Annotated in this window: 15 protein-coding genes; 13 read left to right on the forward strand and 2 right to left on the reverse strand. The window is 35.5% G+C overall.

Annotated elements, in window-relative coordinates; translation table 11 throughout:
• The 12 genes from LCF45_RS03230 to LCF45_RS03285 all read left to right on the forward strand — a co-directional run bounded on the left by LCF45_RS03230 (window position 1) and on the right by LCF45_RS03285 (window position 14,696).
• Window positions 1-642: a response regulator gene (locus tag LCF45_RS03230; protein WP_002035350.1), complete on the forward strand. Its 642-nt coding sequence runs from the start codon at window positions 1-3 to the stop codon at window positions 640-642.
• Between the two features lie 370 nt (window positions 643-1,012).
• Window positions 1,013-5,254, forward strand: a complete 4,242-nt coding sequence (locus tag LCF45_RS03235; protein WP_002125200.1) for a S8 family serine peptidase — start codon at window positions 1,013-1,015, stop codon at window positions 5,252-5,254.
• A 258-nt stretch (window positions 5,255-5,512) separates the two neighbouring features.
• Window positions 5,513-6,112, forward strand: coding sequence for a TasA family protein (locus LCF45_RS03240; RefSeq protein WP_000023369.1), 600 nt, complete (start codon window positions 5,513-5,515; stop codon window positions 6,110-6,112).
• Between the two features lie 200 nt (window positions 6,113-6,312).
• On the forward strand, window positions 6,313-6,999 hold the full coding sequence (locus LCF45_RS03245) for a CPBP family intramembrane glutamic endopeptidase (RefSeq protein WP_002125203.1): 687 nt from the start codon (window positions 6,313-6,315) through the stop codon (window positions 6,997-6,999).
• A 23-nt stretch (window positions 7,000-7,022) separates the two neighbouring features.
• Window positions 7,023-7,994 (forward strand): phosphotransferase enzyme family protein, encoded by a 972-nt coding sequence (locus tag LCF45_RS03250; RefSeq protein WP_078203673.1) that lies wholly within the window; start codon window positions 7,023-7,025, stop codon window positions 7,992-7,994.
• A 159-nt stretch (window positions 7,995-8,153) separates the two neighbouring features.
• On the forward strand, window positions 8,154-9,614 hold the full coding sequence (locus LCF45_RS03255) for an alanine/glycine:cation symporter family protein (protein WP_002125208.1): 1,461 nt from the start codon (window positions 8,154-8,156) through the stop codon (window positions 9,612-9,614).
• Window positions 9,615-9,624: 10 nt separating this feature from the next.
• On the forward strand, window positions 9,625-10,479 hold the full coding sequence (locus tag LCF45_RS03260; RefSeq protein WP_307838809.1) for an amino acid ABC transporter ATP-binding protein: 855 nt from the start codon (window positions 9,625-9,627) through the stop codon (window positions 10,477-10,479).
• A gap of 12 nt (window positions 10,480-10,491) precedes the next feature.
• Window positions 10,492-11,322, forward strand: a complete 831-nt coding sequence (glnH, locus tag LCF45_RS03265) for a glutamine ABC transporter substrate-binding protein GlnH (protein WP_263894529.1) — start codon at window positions 10,492-10,494, stop codon at window positions 11,320-11,322.
• An 87-nt stretch (window positions 11,323-11,409) separates the two neighbouring features.
• The gene (locus tag LCF45_RS03270) at window positions 11,410-12,066 is read left to right on the forward strand and encodes an amino acid ABC transporter permease (RefSeq protein WP_002090963.1); all 657 of its coding nucleotides are present in this window, start codon (window positions 11,410-11,412) and stop codon (window positions 12,064-12,066) included.
• Window positions 12,067-12,711, forward strand: a complete 645-nt coding sequence (locus LCF45_RS03275) for an amino acid ABC transporter permease (protein WP_002134376.1) — start codon at window positions 12,067-12,069, stop codon at window positions 12,709-12,711.
• A gap of 205 nt (window positions 12,712-12,916) precedes the next feature.
• On the forward strand, window positions 12,917-14,344 hold the full coding sequence (locus LCF45_RS03280; RefSeq protein WP_002125217.1) for an amino acid permease: 1,428 nt from the start codon (window positions 12,917-12,919) through the stop codon (window positions 14,342-14,344).
• Window positions 14,319-14,696 carry an OsmC family protein gene (locus tag LCF45_RS03285; protein WP_263894530.1) on the forward strand — a complete coding sequence of 126 codons (378 nt, stop codon included), beginning with the start codon at window positions 14,319-14,321 and terminating at the stop codon, window positions 14,694-14,696. The genes LCF45_RS03280 and LCF45_RS03285 overlap by 26 nt, the downstream gene beginning before the upstream one ends.
• A 58-nt stretch (window positions 14,697-14,754) precedes the next feature.
• On the opposite strand, the gene LCF45_RS03290 is transcribed toward LCF45_RS03285, so the two are convergent.
• Window positions 14,755-15,738, reverse strand: coding sequence for a helix-turn-helix transcriptional regulator (locus tag LCF45_RS03290; protein WP_170935220.1), 984 nt, complete (start codon window positions 15,736-15,738; stop codon window positions 14,755-14,757).
• A 65-nt stretch (window positions 15,739-15,803) separates the two neighbouring features.
• Here LCF45_RS03290 and LCF45_RS03295 point away from each other — a divergent pair, with 65 nt between their 5' ends.
• Window positions 15,804-16,328 carry a dihydrofolate reductase family protein gene (locus LCF45_RS03295; RefSeq protein ID WP_002125224.1) on the forward strand — a complete coding sequence of 175 codons (525 nt, stop codon included), beginning with the start codon at window positions 15,804-15,806 and terminating at the stop codon, window positions 16,326-16,328.
• A 38-nt stretch (window positions 16,329-16,366) separates the two neighbouring features.
• Here LCF45_RS03295 and LCF45_RS03300 read toward each other — a convergent pair whose 3' ends face one another.
• Complete coding sequence (locus tag LCF45_RS03300) at window positions 16,367-17,737, reverse strand: sensor histidine kinase (protein ID WP_002125226.1); 1,371 nt, start codon at window positions 17,735-17,737, stop codon at window positions 16,367-16,369.
• Between the last annotated feature and the right edge of the window lie 8 nt (window positions 17,738-17,745).

The raw sequence follows: 17,745 nt of genomic DNA on the forward strand, positions 1-17,745 counted from the left end.
ATGATTAAAATATTAGTAGTGGATGATCATGCTTTTTTACGAGACGCAATTCGGAGCATACTAGAGGATGAATCTGATATGAAAGTGGTTGGAGAAGCTAGCTCTGGGGACGGAGTATTGGGAAAAGTAGAAGAATGCAGACCAGATTGTATTTTGATGGATATTAATCTTCCAGGGAAAAATGGGATTGAAGCCACAGAGTTAGTAAAAAAAAATTATCCAAATTGCCGAGTGCTTGTGTTTACAATGTATGAACATGATGAGTATTTAATGGATGCACTTCAGGCTGGTGCTGATGGTTATTTATTGAAGGATTCATCATCGGAGCAGGTAATAGCAGCAATTCGAATGTTATATCGAGGCGATTCAGTTATTCATCCGCGTATGACTAAAAAATTAATTACATATCATCAGCAAAAAATGAAATTAGAATCAAATGAAAATGAACTGACGGAACGTGAAAAGGAAATTCTTTTTGAATTAGTAAAAGGACTTAGTAATAAAGAAATTGCTGAAGCTCTATATATTAGTGATAAAACAGTTAAAATTCACATCAATAAAATTTTTAAAAAACTAAATGTAAAAAGTCGATCGCAAGCGGTGATTTATGCTGTTCGAAATCAATTGGTTCCGTTGGATTAAATAAGAGATGTTTAAAAGAACTATCGTGTTTCTTTATTCTATATTACAAAGAATAAAGGGCAAGGTAGTTCTTTTGTACTATTTGGGCATAGAATCATTAGAAAAAAATTACTCCTTTTGTTCAATATTCAGAAAAATCAAAATGTGAAATAATAAAAATAGAATTATTGCTTAACGCTACTAATAATTCATGTTGTAAATCGTTGTAGTTGGAAACAATTTATGGGGGCTTTTATAGAAAGAAGATTAGTAGTGTTGGAGATTCTCGATTGTTTTAAATAGATTCAAGGTTGATAGAATTGCCAATGCTAAATAGGAGATCAGAGGATTTATTTTAGAAAAAATAATTTTAATAATAAGGAGATGCGCTATGAAGAAGGGGAAATTCGGAAAAATACTTATCGGAACGCTAACTGTTGGTATGTTAATGTCTCAAGGAATTCCATATAACGTATTGGCCGAAGAGGTAAATACAACTACTTTAACTGGGATTGATGATGCAAATGCTATATTGAAAGGTCTTACAAAGGAACAACGTAATGCCTTAAAAACGTTAAATACAAAACCAGGTTTTGTTATTTCACCAGGCATCAATACAGCAAGTCCTGATAATGTGAATGTGATTGTAGAGTTTAAGCAAGCACCTAGCAAAATCGAGATGTTAAAACAAGCAGCTAAGGGGAAAAAAATAGCCCTTTCAACTGCGGAACAAAAGGTAGAAGCATCTCATAAAGAATTTAAATCAGAGTTTGAGCAGCTTCAAAAGAATAAAGATAAAGGGACGAATTTTAAATCTGCCAAAATAACAAGAGAATATAAGAATGCTTTTAATGGTGTAGCGATTTCGTTACCTGCGAATATGATTGAAGACTTAGTTCGCACTGGTATTGTTAAGCGCGTATGGGAAGATAGTGAGGTCAAAATTGATTTACCGAAAGAAACAGCTAAGACGGCTGCCGAACCCAAAATGGCAGATAGTGTACCACAAATTGGTGTGGACAAGCTGCATGATGAAAAAATAACAGGAAAAGGAATTAAGGTAGGTGTACTGGACACAGGTATTGATTATAACCACCCTGATTTAAAAGATGCTTATAAAGGGTATCGTGCAAAGCAAGGTGAAGATGCAAGCAAAATAGATCCGAACTCAATAAAAGGATGGGATTTTGTTAATAATGATGCTGATCCAATGGAGACAACGTATAAGGATTGGCAAAATTCTGGAGGATATCCTGAAATTTATGATGGAAGTGCATACTATACATCCCACGGTACTCATGTAGCTGGGACAATTGCTGCAGACAAAAAGAATAGTGTGGATTATGCAGTTACGGGAGTCGCTCCGGATGTAGATTTATATTCATATCGTGTATTAGGTCCATATGGAAGTGGACAAACAAGCGGTATTCTTGCTGCGATTGATAAAGCAGTGAAAGACGATATGGACGTTATCAATTTATCATTAGGTGCGTCTATTAATGATCCTTTATATCCTACTTCTATTGCAGTAAACAATGCGATGTTAGCTGGTGTTGTTACAGTAGTAGCGGCAGGTAATAGTGGTCCAGAAGAAGGTACCCTTGGATCACCTAGTGCAGCAGCACTTCCAATTACAGTTGGAGCAAGTGACGCTGCGATGACTATCCCGACATTTTCCGCCGATGCAGCTGATTTACATGTGGATAAAATGATGCTACTTGGAAAAAGCTTTACTGATAAGATTGAAGATTTGAAAGGTCAATCATTATCTGTTGTATATACAGGTCTTGGGAAAATAGATGATTTTAAAGGGAAAGATGTACAAGGAAAGTTAGCGCTCATCCAGCGCGGTGAGATTACATTCGATGAAAAAATTAAAAATGCTAAGGAAGCAGGTGCAAAGGCGGTAATTGTATATAACAATGTAGATGGTGAAATTACAAGTTACCTTGGGGAAAGTACTTCATCTATTCCATCGTTCCGCTTAACAAAGGCAGATGGTGAGAAATTGCAAGCAAAAGCTGTCCAAGGAGATGTCTCTTTAACATTTGGAGAACTGAGTAACACAAAAACAGAAGGAGATCACTTAGCTGATTTCAGCTCTCGCGGTCCTGCAAGTAAAACAGATGATATTAAGCCGGATATTGTAGCGCCAGGTGTTTCTATTTTCTCAACTGTTCCTGAATATATTAATGATCCAAAGGATGGAGAAAATTATCCGGTAGCGTATGGACGTATGTCAGGTACATCTATGGCAACTCCTCATACAGCGGGGGTGGCGGCACTCATTTTACAAGAACATCCAAACTATAGTCCGTTTGAAGTAAAAGAAGCGCTTATGAATACTGCAGTTGACTTAAAAGAGGCACGCTCTGTATTTGAGGTAGGATCAGGCCGAATTGATGCGTATCGTGCAGTTCATGCAGATACAGCTATCGAGGTTATCGATAAAACATCAAACGTTGTAAATGATGAAGAAGTAGAAATTGAAGAAAAAACAGGGTCTATTGCATTCGGGTATAAAAACCAATTGGGAAATGGACCTATTAAAGATAGTCGAAAGGTCTTAATTAAGAACAGCAATAAAACAGACGAGAAAGAGTTTAAATTAGAAGTAGAGTTTTCACCAACAAGTGTAGGTGTGCAAGATGCAGCGAAGAATGGTGTGAAGCTGAACGTACAAGATTCTATTAAAGTAGCTCCTAGTACATCAGGGGAAATTAGCCCTGAAATTATCATTCCAGAAAACGCTGAATTTGGTAGATATGAGGGATATATTCATATTTCAAATAAAAAAAATGAAAAAGAAGTATATCAAGTGCCATTTGCAGTTAAATTCACAGAAAAAGGAATTGAATCTGTAGATTTGCTGAGAGATGCAATGGCAACAGATACATCTAACTTCCATCCATTTATGGAAAGGCCGAGTTCACCGCTGACATTTAAATTGAACAGTCCACTTGAAACTATCGATGCAGTGGTGAAGGATCGAAAAACAGGAAAGGCATTAGGAATTGTGGGGACAATTAATGCTAGCAGTCTAACACCAAATATTGAATATATCATGTTCGATGGTATGGGTGGCTATGTATTCCCGTTTACAGGAGATCCAAATCATCCAATTGGAGACAAGCGAGTTACGTTGCCTGATGGAGATTACCAACTTGATTTCATTGGATATGACAAAGAAGGGAAACCTTATACAAAAGGAGATAGCGTAATTATTGATAATATCAAACCTGAAATGAAATTTACCGATGTAAAACCTGGCGTTCATGAGGTAAATGAATCTATGTTCAAAGAAGAAGATGGTCAGCGTGCATTATGGGTACATGGTAACATTTATGATTCTACGATAGATGTATTAAAGGCAAAAGGCCTTCAGTATGACCAAAAAACTAATGAAATTGTATATTACCAAAACTCTGCTTTTCCGTCAGGTTGGTTGAATACAATTCAAGCCAATGGTGATTTTAAATTTGGTGTACTTCCAGAGGAAATCAATGAACCGCTTAATTTAAGGTTATTTGGATATGATCTTGCAACTGCATCAAATATGGCAAATGGATTTAAAGACTATGTCTTTGTTAAAGAGGGAACGGAATACGCTGTCCCAAGCTATGACAAGGATAAAGTTAAACTAGGAGAAAAAATTACATTAACTTTAAATCTTAATAATGTGAAACAACTTATGTCAGGTACATTTGAGATTCCTTATAGTAAACAGTTGTTTAAATTTGTAGATGTTAAACCAAATCCAGCACTTGCAGAATATGCAAAACAACATGGATTAAATATTAAATTAGAAGATCCAGTGATAAATGAAGAAGGAAACTGGGAAAACAAGGTGAAAGTTGGTGCATCTTTAGAAGGAACAGAATTTAAAGGTCTAGATGGAGACGCACCATTTGTAGATGTTACATTCGAGATGACGAGTGACGAGTATTTTAATAATTTAACAGCATTTGGAGTAGATAAATTCTCTTATACAAAAACAGGTGCATCAGAAGGCGTTGAGATTCCTGTGTTTAAAGATAAATCCTTTTCTATTATTTCGAAACATGCAATGGTTACAGGATATATTGGACCAGAAGCGTTCTTAACTGAAGAGGGGTATTTAGGTAAGAATGACTACACAAAACTAGGAGCAAAAGTGTATGCAGTTGGTAAGGATGGAAAGAAATATACAGGAACGGTTGATGATAATGGGCAATTTGAAATTCATAGTGTTCCAGTAAGTGATACAGAATATAACATTTTCGTAGAAATGCCAGGTCATTTAAATAGTAAATTAACTACAAAAATAGGGAAAATGCAGGATGGAGAATTAGTGGGACAAAACTTTAGAGCTGATATGGATGACAGCCTTGCAGGTGATGTAAACGGCGATAAAATGGTAGATATTCAAGATGCTAGAATAGCAGCTCTTTCATATGAAAAAGGAAAAGTGGCTGTAAAAGATGGAGATGTCAATCAAGATGGTGTTGTAAATGAAACAGATATTCGTTTTATTGAGAAGAATTTCTTGAAAAAGGGTCCAGATGCCAAAGAAAATCAGAAACCGAAAGAAAATGTAGGGCCAGTGACGTTAGATAAAATCTTACGTTCCATTGGATTAGAGCCAAAAAAATAAGTGGGCAAACTTCTAGAGTAAATAAAGCAATAAGACAATGAATATAAAATTAAATGAGATTGGCTAACAAATAACCGGTAATGATTTACGGTAACATTACCGGTTATTTTAAAAGTAATAGTCGTTTGGGTACATGAAGTAACTAGCTTAAAGTTAGTTCGCTTTCGTTGTGGGACAAGGTAGTTGCTTAATTATTATTGTTTGTGAGCTGGAAATAAGGTTTGTAGTTTAAACTTTAAAAATAGGGGGACTTGTGAAATGAGTATTAAGAAAAAACTTGGTATGGGTGTTGTAACTGCAGCGCTTGGCTTATCTTTAATTAGTGGGGGAACATATGCGTATTTTAGTGATAAGGAAGTATCACAAAACACGTTTGCAGCCGGTACTTTAGATTTGAGTGTTAATCCTGAAGTTGTTATTAATGTCGACAATATTAAACCAGGTGATGAAATGGAGCGTGGTTTTCAATTAGTAAACAAAGGAACCTTAGCAATAGGAGATGTGAAACTTCTGACAGATTACAGTGTAATCGATGCTAAAGGAGATAATGGAAATGCTGATTTTGGTGATCATATCCGTGTTGATTTCTTGTGGAATTTGGATAAAAATGAGGTTCCAATTTGGTCTACTACATTATCTGAATTAAAGGTAGCTACGCAAAACGGAAGTATTCCTGATCTTGTACAAAAAGGTGTTGTAGACCGAGAAGGAAATGGACTTGCTCCTGGTGATGATGATACTTTCTACGTAATGTTCACATTTGTAGATAACGATGAAGAGCAAAATGTATTTCAAGGGGATTCATTGAAGTTAAATTGGACCTTCAACTCAATGCAGACAAAAGGTGAAGAGAAATAAAGATAAATATTATATATGAGAATGAATTGATGAAGAATTGAGGAATAGAATTTTTAATAGTGTAAAGGTTGATTGAGTGAATCAACCTTTTTTTATTTTGTGAGAAAATTATGCTTAGATTATTTGAAAAAAAGTAGCTTGAAAGTTACGTTACGTCATCTTTTATACTAAAGAAAATAGGATATAGGGGGATGGTGTAGATGACTTTAAAATGTATGTGGGGATGGAAAGAAATTTTATATTTATTTGTTTTTGTATTTCTGATTGTACCAGTAATGGTTGAATCTCTTTTTTATGATTATGCTTTAAAAATAATAGGGAACTCATTATATGCTGGAGTATTAATGGGACTTATAATGGCAGTGATATTTACATTTTTAGTTTATCTTTTTTGCATAAAAAGATATAAACTGTCGTGGAAAGATATTGGAATTCGGAAGCTTTCATGGAAAGATTTATTGTGGACATTTGTAGCGGTTATTTCTTTGATTGTAGTGAGTGTTGGAGTATTAATGATAATGGAGAAACTGGGGATTTCTTTCGAAAATAGTAAAACGGAGACGATCCAAAATGATAAATCAATATATGCGTTCTGTATCGCGGTAATTGGAGCAGCAGTTATATCACCAATCTATGAAGAAATTTTATATCGAGGTGTTTTTTATACGTTTTTTCGTGATAGATATGGCATATGGGGCGGTGTGCTTATAAGTTCAATAATATTTACCGTTGTTCATATTCCAACATATAACACATTACCGGTGAATTTTTTAAGCGGTGTAGTATTCGCGTGGTTATATGAAAAAACAAATTCTATTTTATCGGCTATGATTGCACACGCACTATTTAATTTCATAGCAGTACTTCTTACATTTATGTCGAATTAAGAAGATATATAGGAGGGATACAAATGGAAATAGCGGTAGAACGTGTTTTTACGAATGAAATTTTAGCAAGAGCAGCAAAGGCATATCATGTAACGGTGGAAGAAAAGCCACTTGGTGATTTTGAAAATTATATTTTTAAGGCGAAGGATAAAAATAATGAAGATTACGTATTACGCTTAACCCATTCTTCTCATCGGTCTAAAAAAGAGGTAGAGGCCGAACTAGATTTTTTACGGTATGTTGCAGAGCATGGGGCAAAAGTGGCGGGACCTCGTAATTCAATATCTCAAAACCTTGTAGAAGAAATTGGAGCGGAAGATGGCACTTTCTTTTTCGCGTCTTTATTTACATATGCACAAGGTGAGCAAGTAAAAGGAGAAGGATCGCCTTATTGGGGAGATGCTTACTTTGAAGCGTGGGGAAAAGCGATTGGACAACTGCACCGCCTTACAATGGATTATCCTAAAACAGACTACCGTGATACGTGGGAAGAGGATGAAAGTAGCATTGTTAATGGATTAGAAGATGAGAAGGTGAAAGGGATTGCTACTGTATTAATGGATGAAATAAAGGCTCTTCCAATCGAAAGAGAAACGTTTGGCCTTATGCATGGCGATATTCATCCAGGTAATTTTCATTATGATGGAAAAGGGCTAACAATCTTTGATTTTGATGACGCTGCCTATAATTACTTCATTCATGATTTGGCAATGGTTCTTTATTACTCTGTTCTTTTTACACCGTGGACATTGGAGAAAAAGACGGAATTTGCTCGTAAACAGTTACAAGTGTTAAGAAAGGGGTACGAATATGAGCACAGGCTGGCGGATAGTTGGTATGAATCGTTACCGTTATTTTTACGGTTACGTGATATAGGCCTATACGGTACGATTCAAAAGAAATTTAAGGGGAAAGATATGCCAGGGGATTTTCAAAAGTTATCAGATGAGTTGTATGAAAGAATTATAAAGCAAGAGGCAATAGTGAATACATAATACAGAGATAAGGGAACAAAGTATATAAAATAAATATATACTTTGTTTTTTTATACAAAAATATGTTTACTTTATTAAAATAATATTGTTATAGATTCGGTATACACTTATAATTTTATATATATTCTGAATATTCTTTATAAAGAAGGAGGGGGAAAGTTGGAAGCTATCGTAAGTTGGATAAATAATATTGTTTGGAGTCCAGCACTTGTCTATTTATGTTTAGGAGTAGGTCTATATTTTTCCATTCGAACAAGGTTTTTACAAGTAAGACATGTAGGAGAAATGGTGAAACTTACATTTCAAGGGGAAAAATCGGATGCGGGTGTTTCTTCATTCCAAGCTTTAGCACTTTCATTATCAGGGCGCGTTGGAACAGGAAATATTGCAGGTGTTGCAACGGCTGTTGCCTTTGGTGGTCCAGGGGCTGTATTTTGGATGTGGGCGGTAGCCTTTCTAGGAGCTGGTTCTGCATATGTAGAATCGACGCTTGCACAAATATATAAGACGAAGCATCAAGGGCAATTCCGCGGTGGTCCTGCTTATTACATTGAAAAAGGACTAGGTGTTAAATGGTATGCTTTAGTATTCGTTGCAGCGACAATTCTTGCGACGGGGATGCTGTTACCGGGTGTTCAGGCGAATAGTATTGCTGTAAGTCTAGAAACAGCTTTTGGTATTAATACTTCTGTATCAGGAGCGGTATTAGTAGCGGCATTAGCACTTATTATATTTGGTGGAGTTAAGCGAATTGTTAACGTAGCGCAAGTTGTAGTACCGTTTATGGCGCTTGGCTATATTTTAGTAGCCTGTGTAATTGTAGCTATGAATATTGAAAAATTACCAGACGCTTTCATGTTAATTTTAAAAAGTGCATTTGCATTAGAAGCGGCTTTTGGCGGGATTATCGGTTTAGCAATTTCTTGGGGTGTAAAACGTGGTATTTATTCAAACGAAGCAGGGCAAGGAACTGGGGCCCATGCAGCAGCAGCAGCTGAAGTATCGCATCCAGCTAAACAAGGGTTAGTACAAGCATTTTCCGTTTACATTGATACATTATTTGTTTGTTCAGCAACAGCATTTATGATGATTATTACAGGCATGTATAACGTATTTGATGCAAGCGGAAAAAACTTTATCGTCAATAAATTAAATGGTGCACAACCAGGTCCTGGTTATACACAGGCTGCGGTAGAATCTGTTTTCCCTGGATTTGGAAACGGTTTCGTGGCAATCTCTCTACTATTCTTCGCATTTACAACAATTATGGCTTATTACTACATCGCAGAAACGAATATCGCTTACTTAAATCGTGATAAAGACCGCCCTTGGATGTCTATCGTACTAAAGTTTGTATTCTTAGGAGTTGTATTCTACGGTTGTGTAAAAACAGCAGCAACAGCGTGGGCTTTAGGAGATATTGGTGTAGGAATTATGGCATGGGTTAACATTATTGCGATTCTATTATTACAAAAGCCGGCATTGATTGCATTAAAGGATTATGAAAAGCAGAAAAAAGAAGGAAAAGATCCAGTATTCGATCCGCAGAAATTAGGAATTAAAAATGCTGATTTCTGGGAGCATGAATACGGGAAAGACAAGAAAGAAGAAGTATCTTAAGAGAATAGAAATGAAGGAGCAAAGGGAAATCCCTTTGCTCTTTTTTATGGACAAAATGAAGATGAAAGTTATTTTTTTGCCTATTTTTGAATATAAAAAGAATGTACATGCTTTGTTTAGGAGAGGGGGGAGTATGGTGATAGAGTTTCGTAATGTAAATAAATATTATGGTAACTTCCAAGTTTTGAAAAATATTAATGTGCAAGTGAAAAAAGGTGAAGTGGTAGTAGTTGTTGGTCCTTCAGGATCAGGAAAAAGTACATTGCTTCGGTGTATAAATCAGTTAGAGGCGATTACTGATGGAGAGTTAATCGTACAAAATACAGATGTACACAATAAAAAAACAGATATGAATGAATTACGCCGAAATATTGGTATGGTCTTCCAGCATTTTTACTTATACCCACATAAAACAGTTCTGCAAAATATTACACTAGCACCAATTAAAGTAAATAAAACTTCAAAAGAAGAAGCAGAAAAAACAGCGATGGTTTATTTAGAGAAAGTAGGAATCCCGGAGAAGGCAGGTGTATATCCTCATCAATTATCCGGAGGTCAACAGCAAAGGGTAGCTATTGCTAGAGGGCTCGCGATGCAACCGAAAATTATGCTATTTGATGAGCCTACGTCCGCTCTTGATCCAGAGATGATCGGAGAGGTGCTTGATGTTATGAAAGCGCTGGCTAAAGAAGGAATGACGATGGTCGTCGTCACACATGAGATGGGATTTGCACGTGAGGTAGCAGATAGAATTTTATTTATGGATGACGGTCAAATTATCGAAGATACAACACCATCACAATTTTTTGCAAATCCTGAACAAGAAAGAGCACGTCTATTTTTAAGCCGGGTATTAAATCATTAAAGGAGGAATTTCATGCTTAAGATGAAAAAGTTGTTTACCCTAATCGTATTCTCATGTTTATTCGTGTTTATTGTTGCTGGGTGCGGGGGGAAAAAAGACGAGGCGAAAGAAACGAATACGAAGCAAGGCGGAGCTGTTGAGCAAATTAAGAAGCGAGGGAAGTTAGTAGTTGGAGTGAAGAATGATACGAATTTATTTGGATTGAAAAACCCTTCAACAGGGCAAGTAGAAGGATTCGATATTGATATCGCGAAGGCACTTGCGAAAAAAATTCTTGGTGATGAAAAGAAACTAGAGCTGAAAGAAGTAACGTCTAAAACACGTATTCCGATGCTGAAAAATGGTGATATTGATGCAATTATTGCGACAATGACAATTACGGAAGAACGCAAAAAAGAAGTAGATTTCTCAGATGTATATTTTAAAGCAGGACAATCGTTACTTGTGAAAAAAGGAAGCAATATTAAGAGCATTGATGATATAAAACAAGGCGTTAAAGTATTAGCTGTAAAAGGATCAACATCTACAAATAACATTCGCCAAAAATCACCAGAAGCAACAGTATTAGAGTTTGAGAATTATAGTGAGGCATTTACAGCGTTAAAAGCAGGTAAAGGCGATGTTTTAACTACAGATAATGCGATTCTTTACGGAATGGCAAAACAAGATTCTAATTATGAAGTTGTAGGGGAAATTTTCACGGATGAACCGTATGGAATTGCAGTACAAAAAGGTGCAGACGATTTAACGAAAGAGATTAATAGTTTATTAAAAGATATGAAAGCGAATGGAGAATACGATAAATTGTATGAAAAATGGATTGGTCAAAAACAAGAGAAGTAAAATGAAACTTTATTTCTCGTGATAAATAGTAAGAGTGAGAGGATGAGAGTACTCATCCTCTTCTTGTAAAGAAAGAGGGGAGAATATGTGCCTGATTTTTCTATATTAACGAATAACATTGATATGTATTTAGAAGGATTTAAATATACGGTTATGTCTAGTGTAGTTGCACTAATAGGAAGTTTTGTTTTAGGAATTGTTATGGCAGTGATGCGAATTTCACCTATTCGTATTTTGAATTGGATTGGCTCTGCCTATGTAGAGTTTGTTAGAAATATTCCACTCGTATTAATTGCATTCATTTTCTATTTTGCTTTGCCTGTAATAGGAATTACTTTCAACGGTTTTGTAGCAGGGACAGTTGCGCTTACAGTTTATACAGCGGCTTTTATTGCGGAAGTAATTCGTGCTGGTATTTTATCAGTCGCGAAAGGTCAAATGGAAGCAGCACGTTCTTCAGGATTAACTTATACGCAAGCGATGTATCATGTCGTCTTACCTCAAGCGATGAAAATCGTCATTCCTCCTCTAGGAAATCAATTTCTCAATTTAGTAAAAAACTCTTCAATACTCGGAATTATTGCTGGAACGGATTTAATGTATCAAGGAGACTTAATTTCAACGAAGACGTTCGTTACGTTTGATGTATATATATTTGTCGGGATGTTTTATTTAGTATTAACAATTCCGCTAAGTATGCTAGTGCGTTATTTAGAAAAACGCTTAGCAAAGGAGGCGGTATAAATGGATTTTAAAGGAGCGATAACAGGTGATCATATCCTCTTTTTATTAAAAGGATTACTCATAACGTTAGAGGTAGCGCTCATAGCAATTGTACTTAGCTTTATTATTGGTAGTGTAATAGGAATATTGCGCTATACGAAAATACCTGTCGTCTCACAAATATTAGGCTTTATCGTGGAAGTCATTCGAAATTTACCGCTACTTTTAATTATATTTTTTACGTATTTTGCACTTCCGGAAGCGGGATTGAAGTTAGAAATTATAACAGCTGCAATTGTTGCTTTAACAATATTTGAAGCGGCAATGATATCTGAAATTGTTCGAAGCGGTCTATTATCTATCGAAAAAGGGCAGATTGAGGCTGCAAGGTCTTCTGGATTAACGTATGTGCAAGCGCTTTGGCATATTATTTTGCCGCAAGCATTAAGAAGAATGGTCCCCCCGCTTGTTAGTCAATTTATTTCATTGTTAAAAGATACGTCATTAGCGGTTGTTATATCATTGCCAGAGCTTATGCATAATGCTCAAATTATTAGCGGGCAGAATGTAAATTATATGATTCCGACATTTATACTAGCAGCCTGTATGTATTTTGTTGTAAACTACGGTTTATCAATTTTATCTAGAAGATTAGAAATACGTTAACTCTTACAAAAAAATGTAAGAGTTTTTTCCTTATAAATCCTTTTTTTCCTCAAATTAGTATTGCGAGCTCTTAATATTTGAATTTTTATATTGTTTTATCAGAAAAGTTTTAATTTTATATAGAAATTGTAATCGCTTTCGTGTATATTTTTATTATCAGAAAATTTTAAAAAGAGATAGGGGTACTTGTAGGGGGAGGATTAAGATGCAGCAAACAACGAATGAGCAATTACATCGTACGATGAAGAGTAGACATTTATTTATGATCGCACTAGGTGGTGTAATCGGAACTGGTTTTTTTCTAGGTTCAGGTTACACCATTAATCAGGCTGGACCAGGGGGAGCGATCCTTTCATATTTAGTGGGCGGATTTATTATGTATTTAACAATGCTTTGTCTTGGAGAGCTAACGGTAGCAATGCCAGTTTCAGGATCTTTCCAAAAGTATGCGACGAAGTTTATTGGACCAGGAACTGGATTTATGATCGGTTGGCTATACTGGATTGGATGGGCAGTAACAGTAGGATTAGAATTAACATCGATCGGTTTAATGATGAAAAGATGGTTTCCGAATGTTGATGTTTGGGTATGGTGTCTCGTATTCGGAGTTATTTTATATGCTTCAAATGCAATATCAGCGAAGAGTTATGCTGAATTAGAGTTTTGGTTCTCTAGTATTAAAGTAGTTACAATTATTGCATTCATTTTACTTGGTGGTAGCGCATTACTAGGATTCTTACCATACGATGGAAAAGAAGCAGCGCCTCTTTTCTCTAACTTTGTAAGTGATGGTGGGCTATTCCCAAATGGACTAGCTGCAGTGCTTCTTACGATGATTACAGTTAACTTTTCCTTCCAAGGAACAGAGTTAATCGGGATTGCAGCAGGAGAGAGTCAGAATCCTGAAAAAACAATTCCACGTGCGATTCGTAATACAGTATGGCGCATTATGTTATTCTTCATTTTAACAATGACAATTTTAGTAGGGTTAATTTCTTGGAAAGAAGCAGGGATAATTGAAAGCCCATTCGTAGTTGTATTTGATAAAATCGGTATTCCATATGCAGCTGATATTATGAACTTCGTTATTATTACAGCTCTTCTATCTGTAGCGAACTCAGGGTTATATGCAGCAACGCGTATACTATGGTCACTTGCAAATGAAGGAATGGCACCAACTTCTTTCAAGAAAGTAAATAAACGTGGTATTCCGATTACAGCGTTAGTCGTAACGATTGCTGTAGCGGCGTTATCTTTATTAACAAGTTTCCTTGCAGAAGATACAGTATATATGTATTTATTATCTATAGCTGGTTTATCGGCTGTTTCAAGTTGGATCATTATTGCTTTATCACAACTTCGCTTTAGAAGTCAGTATTTAAAAGGCGGAGGAAAATTAGAGGACTTAAAGTATAGAACACCACTATACCCGCTTGTTCCAATTTTAGCTTTAATTACAAATAGCATCGTTGTTATTAGTTTAGCGTTTATTCCAGAACAACGAATGGCGTTATATTGTGGTATTCCATTTATCATTTTCTGCTACATATATTATTATATAAATAAGAAACGGCAGAAACCGATGAAAGTGGAGATGGAGACACCAAATGAAACTAACAATCAAACACGATGATATACAGGCGGATTTATCGTATGGTCAATTAGCGATTGGAAAAGAAAACGGATATTCACCGTTACAATTACTCGTGTCTTCTATCGCAGGATGTAGTGCAATTGTCTTCCGAACAATTTTAGAAAAGAAACGTATTACATACGATACGTTTACAATTGAAACTGAAATTGGTAGAAGTGAAGCTTTATCAAAACCAGTTGAAAGTTTTCATTTGCACTATAAAATTAAAGCGCAAAACATTACAGAAGAACAATTAGACAAGGCGCTGCAACTTGCAGTGAAAAATTGCACAATTGTTCAATCTGTAAAGGATAGTATAAAAGTTACAGAAACAATTGAATTAGTAAAGTGAAACATAAAAACGTGAGAATAGGGCGCTCACGTTTTTATGTTTTTAAAAGAGGGATTTTTTAGTCTTCATACATATGTAAAACTTCTTTCGCACGTATGCGTAAACCATCTATTAATTCTTTCGGTTCTAAAACTTTTGCATCTTTTCCAAGTCTATAAAATAAAGGCGTAATAAAATGGATTTCTCCTTTATCAATTGTTGAATGTATATGTCCTGTCCCGTCTTCCGTTACTACAACGAACTCTTCAAGGTAAGGAACGCTTTTACATTGACGTACGCCTTCTGTTGTCAGTAAAACATGTAACTGAGTAGGACTGTGTACTACGTTAGAGTTAGAGGCAAACCACTCTTCTAAATTCATGAATGTATCTTCATTTTCTTCCGTTGATAATATAGAAAGAATGCGATCAACACGATAAAGTAATACTTTTTTTCTACTAAATTCATAGGATGGCAAATACCATAAACCATCGTGAGCATATACACCGATAGGATGAACATGTTTTGTTTTAATCCCTGATTTAGATTCGTATTGAAAGTGTAAATTTTTATTTTCAATAGCCGCGGTTAATACTTCGTTTAAAAGAGGTGTATCAATTGTTCTCTTCGGATTCCAAAAAGAGATATAAGATCGTATTTTATCAACTTTCGCTTTCGCATCATGTTGTAGGGAGCTATACAGTTTATGCGTAACGGAATTGATTCCTGTGTTAAAAGGCAAGTCTCTGTAGTAGCTTAAAGACTGAAAAGCAAAAAAGATGGAGACCGCTTCTTCTTCGGTAAATAAAATGGGGGGAAGCATGCTGCTTGTTAATACTTTATATCCTCCGTTACGACCTTGTTCAGCGTAAATGGGTAATCCCATATCACTTAAATCTAAAATATATCTATGGACCGTACGAACGGAAATATTAAATTCATCAGCTATTTCTTGAGCTGTAAATGTTTTTTTCGTAGAAGCAAATATAAGAATGTCTAGTAAACGTTTTGCTTTTGACAAGGATATCACCTTTTTCTTTTTTAACATGACATAAGTTGTCATGTTTTATGGTTAGTATAGTGCTTATAAGATGATTTTATCAATAGAAGCTGTAAGGAGGAAAAGATATGTCACGTGAAATTGTTTTATTTATTGCAGCGAGCTTAGATGGATTTATCGCGAAAGAAGATGATGATTTAGAGTGGTTAATGGAAACAGAAGGTGAGGGAGACAACGGTTATACAGAAATGTACGAAACAATTGATACGATAATTATGGGAAAGAGAACGTACGATTATGTGATAGAGCATACGGAAACATTCCCGTACCTAGATAAAAAATGTTATGTTTTTTCTAATTCAGAAAAAGGTTCAAACGAACATGTAGAGTTTGTAAATGAAGATGTATTAGAGTTTACAAAAAGGTTGAAAGAGCAGGAAGGATCTAAAATATGGATGGTCGGTGGAGGGAGTCTACTGAGAGAGTTCTTTAAGAATAATTTAATTGATGAATATGTTGTTACGATTACACCTCACATATTAGGTTCTGGAGTTCCGTTATTTAAAGAAAAGAATCCAGAAATTAATTTAACTTTAACGGATACGAAACGTTTTGGCCAATTCGTAAATTTATATTATAAAGTAAAGTCCTAAAGGATAAGAAAACACGACTATTGATGATAGTCGTGTTTCTATATAGATGGCAATGAAATTGTAAAGCAAGATCCGTGATCAATTTCACTTGTGACAGTAATATGCCCGCCGTGTAGTTCTACGATTTCTTTTACGATGGAGAGCCCTAAACCAGTGCCTCCTGTAGCTCTAGAGCGCGCTTTATCAACACGGTAAAAGCGATCGAAAATGTGAGGGAGGTCTTCAGGCGGAATACCTTCGCCTTCATCTTCAATTGTAATGGAAATACGTTTATGTTCTTCTGTAACAGAAATATTTATATGAGAATGTTCTTTTGAATGTCTATACGCGTTATTTAAAATGTTAGCCATAACTTGTTCAAAGCGTTGCTCATCTAGCTTTACTAAGAGTGAGGAAGGACATGTGAAAACAACTTTAATTTGTTTTTCTCCGTACATCACATTTATTTTTTCAGTGATGCGAGTAAGGAAGATGTGTAAATGCACTTCCTGTACTTGAATGAAAAAGTTATGCTTTTCCATTTGAGCGAGTGAAAATAAATCTTGGACTAAGCTTGTAATATAATCAGACTCGTCTTTTATAATGGATAAGTATCGTAAACGTTGCTCTGGGGGTGTGTTTTCTTTTGATGCAATGTCAGCATAACCTCTTACGTACGTTAATGGTGTTCGTAATTCGTGAGCAACACTTGCTAGAAATTCACTTCGCTCCGTTTTCATATAATGTAAATCATTTGCGAGAGTTTGGATAGATTGTGCTAGTTCACCAATTTCGTCATTTCGAGTAGTTGTTAATGAAACGGATAAATCGCCCTTACTCATTTTTTCAGTCGCTTGTTTCATGTGTAACAATGGTTTTGTTAACAAACGTGATAATAGAAAAATGGTGATGGCTGTTAATAGGAAAGTAATGACTCCAGCGATAATGAATTGCCGTGTGAGCCCGTTAACCATTTCTTCGATTGATTCCGTCCCGAGAAACATATATACATAGCCTTCCGTTTTTCCTGCCACTACAATTGGGCTAACTGTACATATATAATTAGATGTTTTCCAATGATTCTCTATAATTGCTCCATCATGATCTGTTCGTGTTTGCATTCCTTCAATATGTTTTTTTATAGTAGTATTTATTTCATTGGATTTAGCTAGTATTTCCTTATTTGCATTTGTAATAATAACAGTTGTTTCAGCTTCGGATTCCATTAAAGCAACATGGGAGATTGTTTGCCTGTCAAAATATTTTTCAAGGACATCTCGGTGACTATTTCCACGCTTTAATAAAGCAGTCATTTCTTCATTCACTCTATTGTTTACAAGGCTATAATAGAGCAAGACAAATAGAACACTTTCGATTAAAAGTGTAACAATTAGAAAATAAAATCCGAGTTGAATAGAAATTCGCTTCATCGTTTTGC

Source organism: Bacillus sp. 41-22, assembly GCF_025809295.1.
GTDB classification, from domain to species: Bacteria; Bacillota; Bacilli; order Bacillales; family Bacillaceae_G; genus Bacillus_A; species Bacillus_A mycoides.

Bases quoted from the DNA above. Each gene is read 5' to 3' on its own strand.
- LCF45_RS03290 (WP_170935220.1), bottom strand. From the start codon at position 15,738: ATGACAACTTATGTCATGTTAAAAAAGAAAAAGGTGATATCCTTGTCA.
- LCF45_RS03235 (WP_002125200.1), top strand. From the start codon at position 1,013: ATGAAGAAGGGGAAATTCGGAAAAATACTTATCGGAACGCTAACTGTT.
- glnH (WP_263894529.1), top strand. From the start codon at position 10,492: ATGCTTAAGATGAAAAAGTTGTTTACCCTAATCGTATTCTCATGTTTA.
- LCF45_RS03300 (WP_002125226.1), bottom strand. From the start codon at position 17,737: ATGAAGCGAATTTCTATTCAACTCGGATTTTATTTTCTAATTGTTACA.
- LCF45_RS03280 (WP_002125217.1), top strand. From the start codon at position 12,917: ATGCAGCAAACAACGAATGAGCAATTACATCGTACGATGAAGAGTAGA.
- LCF45_RS03260 (WP_307838809.1), top strand. From the start codon at position 9,625: ATGAAGGAGCAAAGGGAAATCCCTTTGCTCTTTTTTATGGACAAAATG.
- LCF45_RS03230 (WP_002035350.1), top strand. From the start codon at position 1: ATGATTAAAATATTAGTAGTGGATGATCATGCTTTTTTACGAGACGCA.
- LCF45_RS03250 (WP_078203673.1), top strand. From the start codon at position 7,023: ATGGAAATAGCGGTAGAACGTGTTTTTACGAATGAAATTTTAGCAAGA.
- LCF45_RS03240 (WP_000023369.1), top strand. From the start codon at position 5,513: ATGAGTATTAAGAAAAAACTTGGTATGGGTGTTGTAACTGCAGCGCTT.
- LCF45_RS03295 (WP_002125224.1), top strand. From the start codon at position 15,804: ATGTCACGTGAAATTGTTTTATTTATTGCAGCGAGCTTAGATGGATTT.
- LCF45_RS03245 (WP_002125203.1), top strand. From the start codon at position 6,313: ATGACTTTAAAATGTATGTGGGGATGGAAAGAAATTTTATATTTATTT.
- LCF45_RS03275 (WP_002134376.1), top strand. From the start codon at position 12,067: ATGGATTTTAAAGGAGCGATAACAGGTGATCATATCCTCTTTTTATTA.
- LCF45_RS03285 (WP_263894530.1), top strand. From the start codon at position 14,319: ATGAAACTAACAATCAAACACGATGATATACAGGCGGATTTATCGTAT.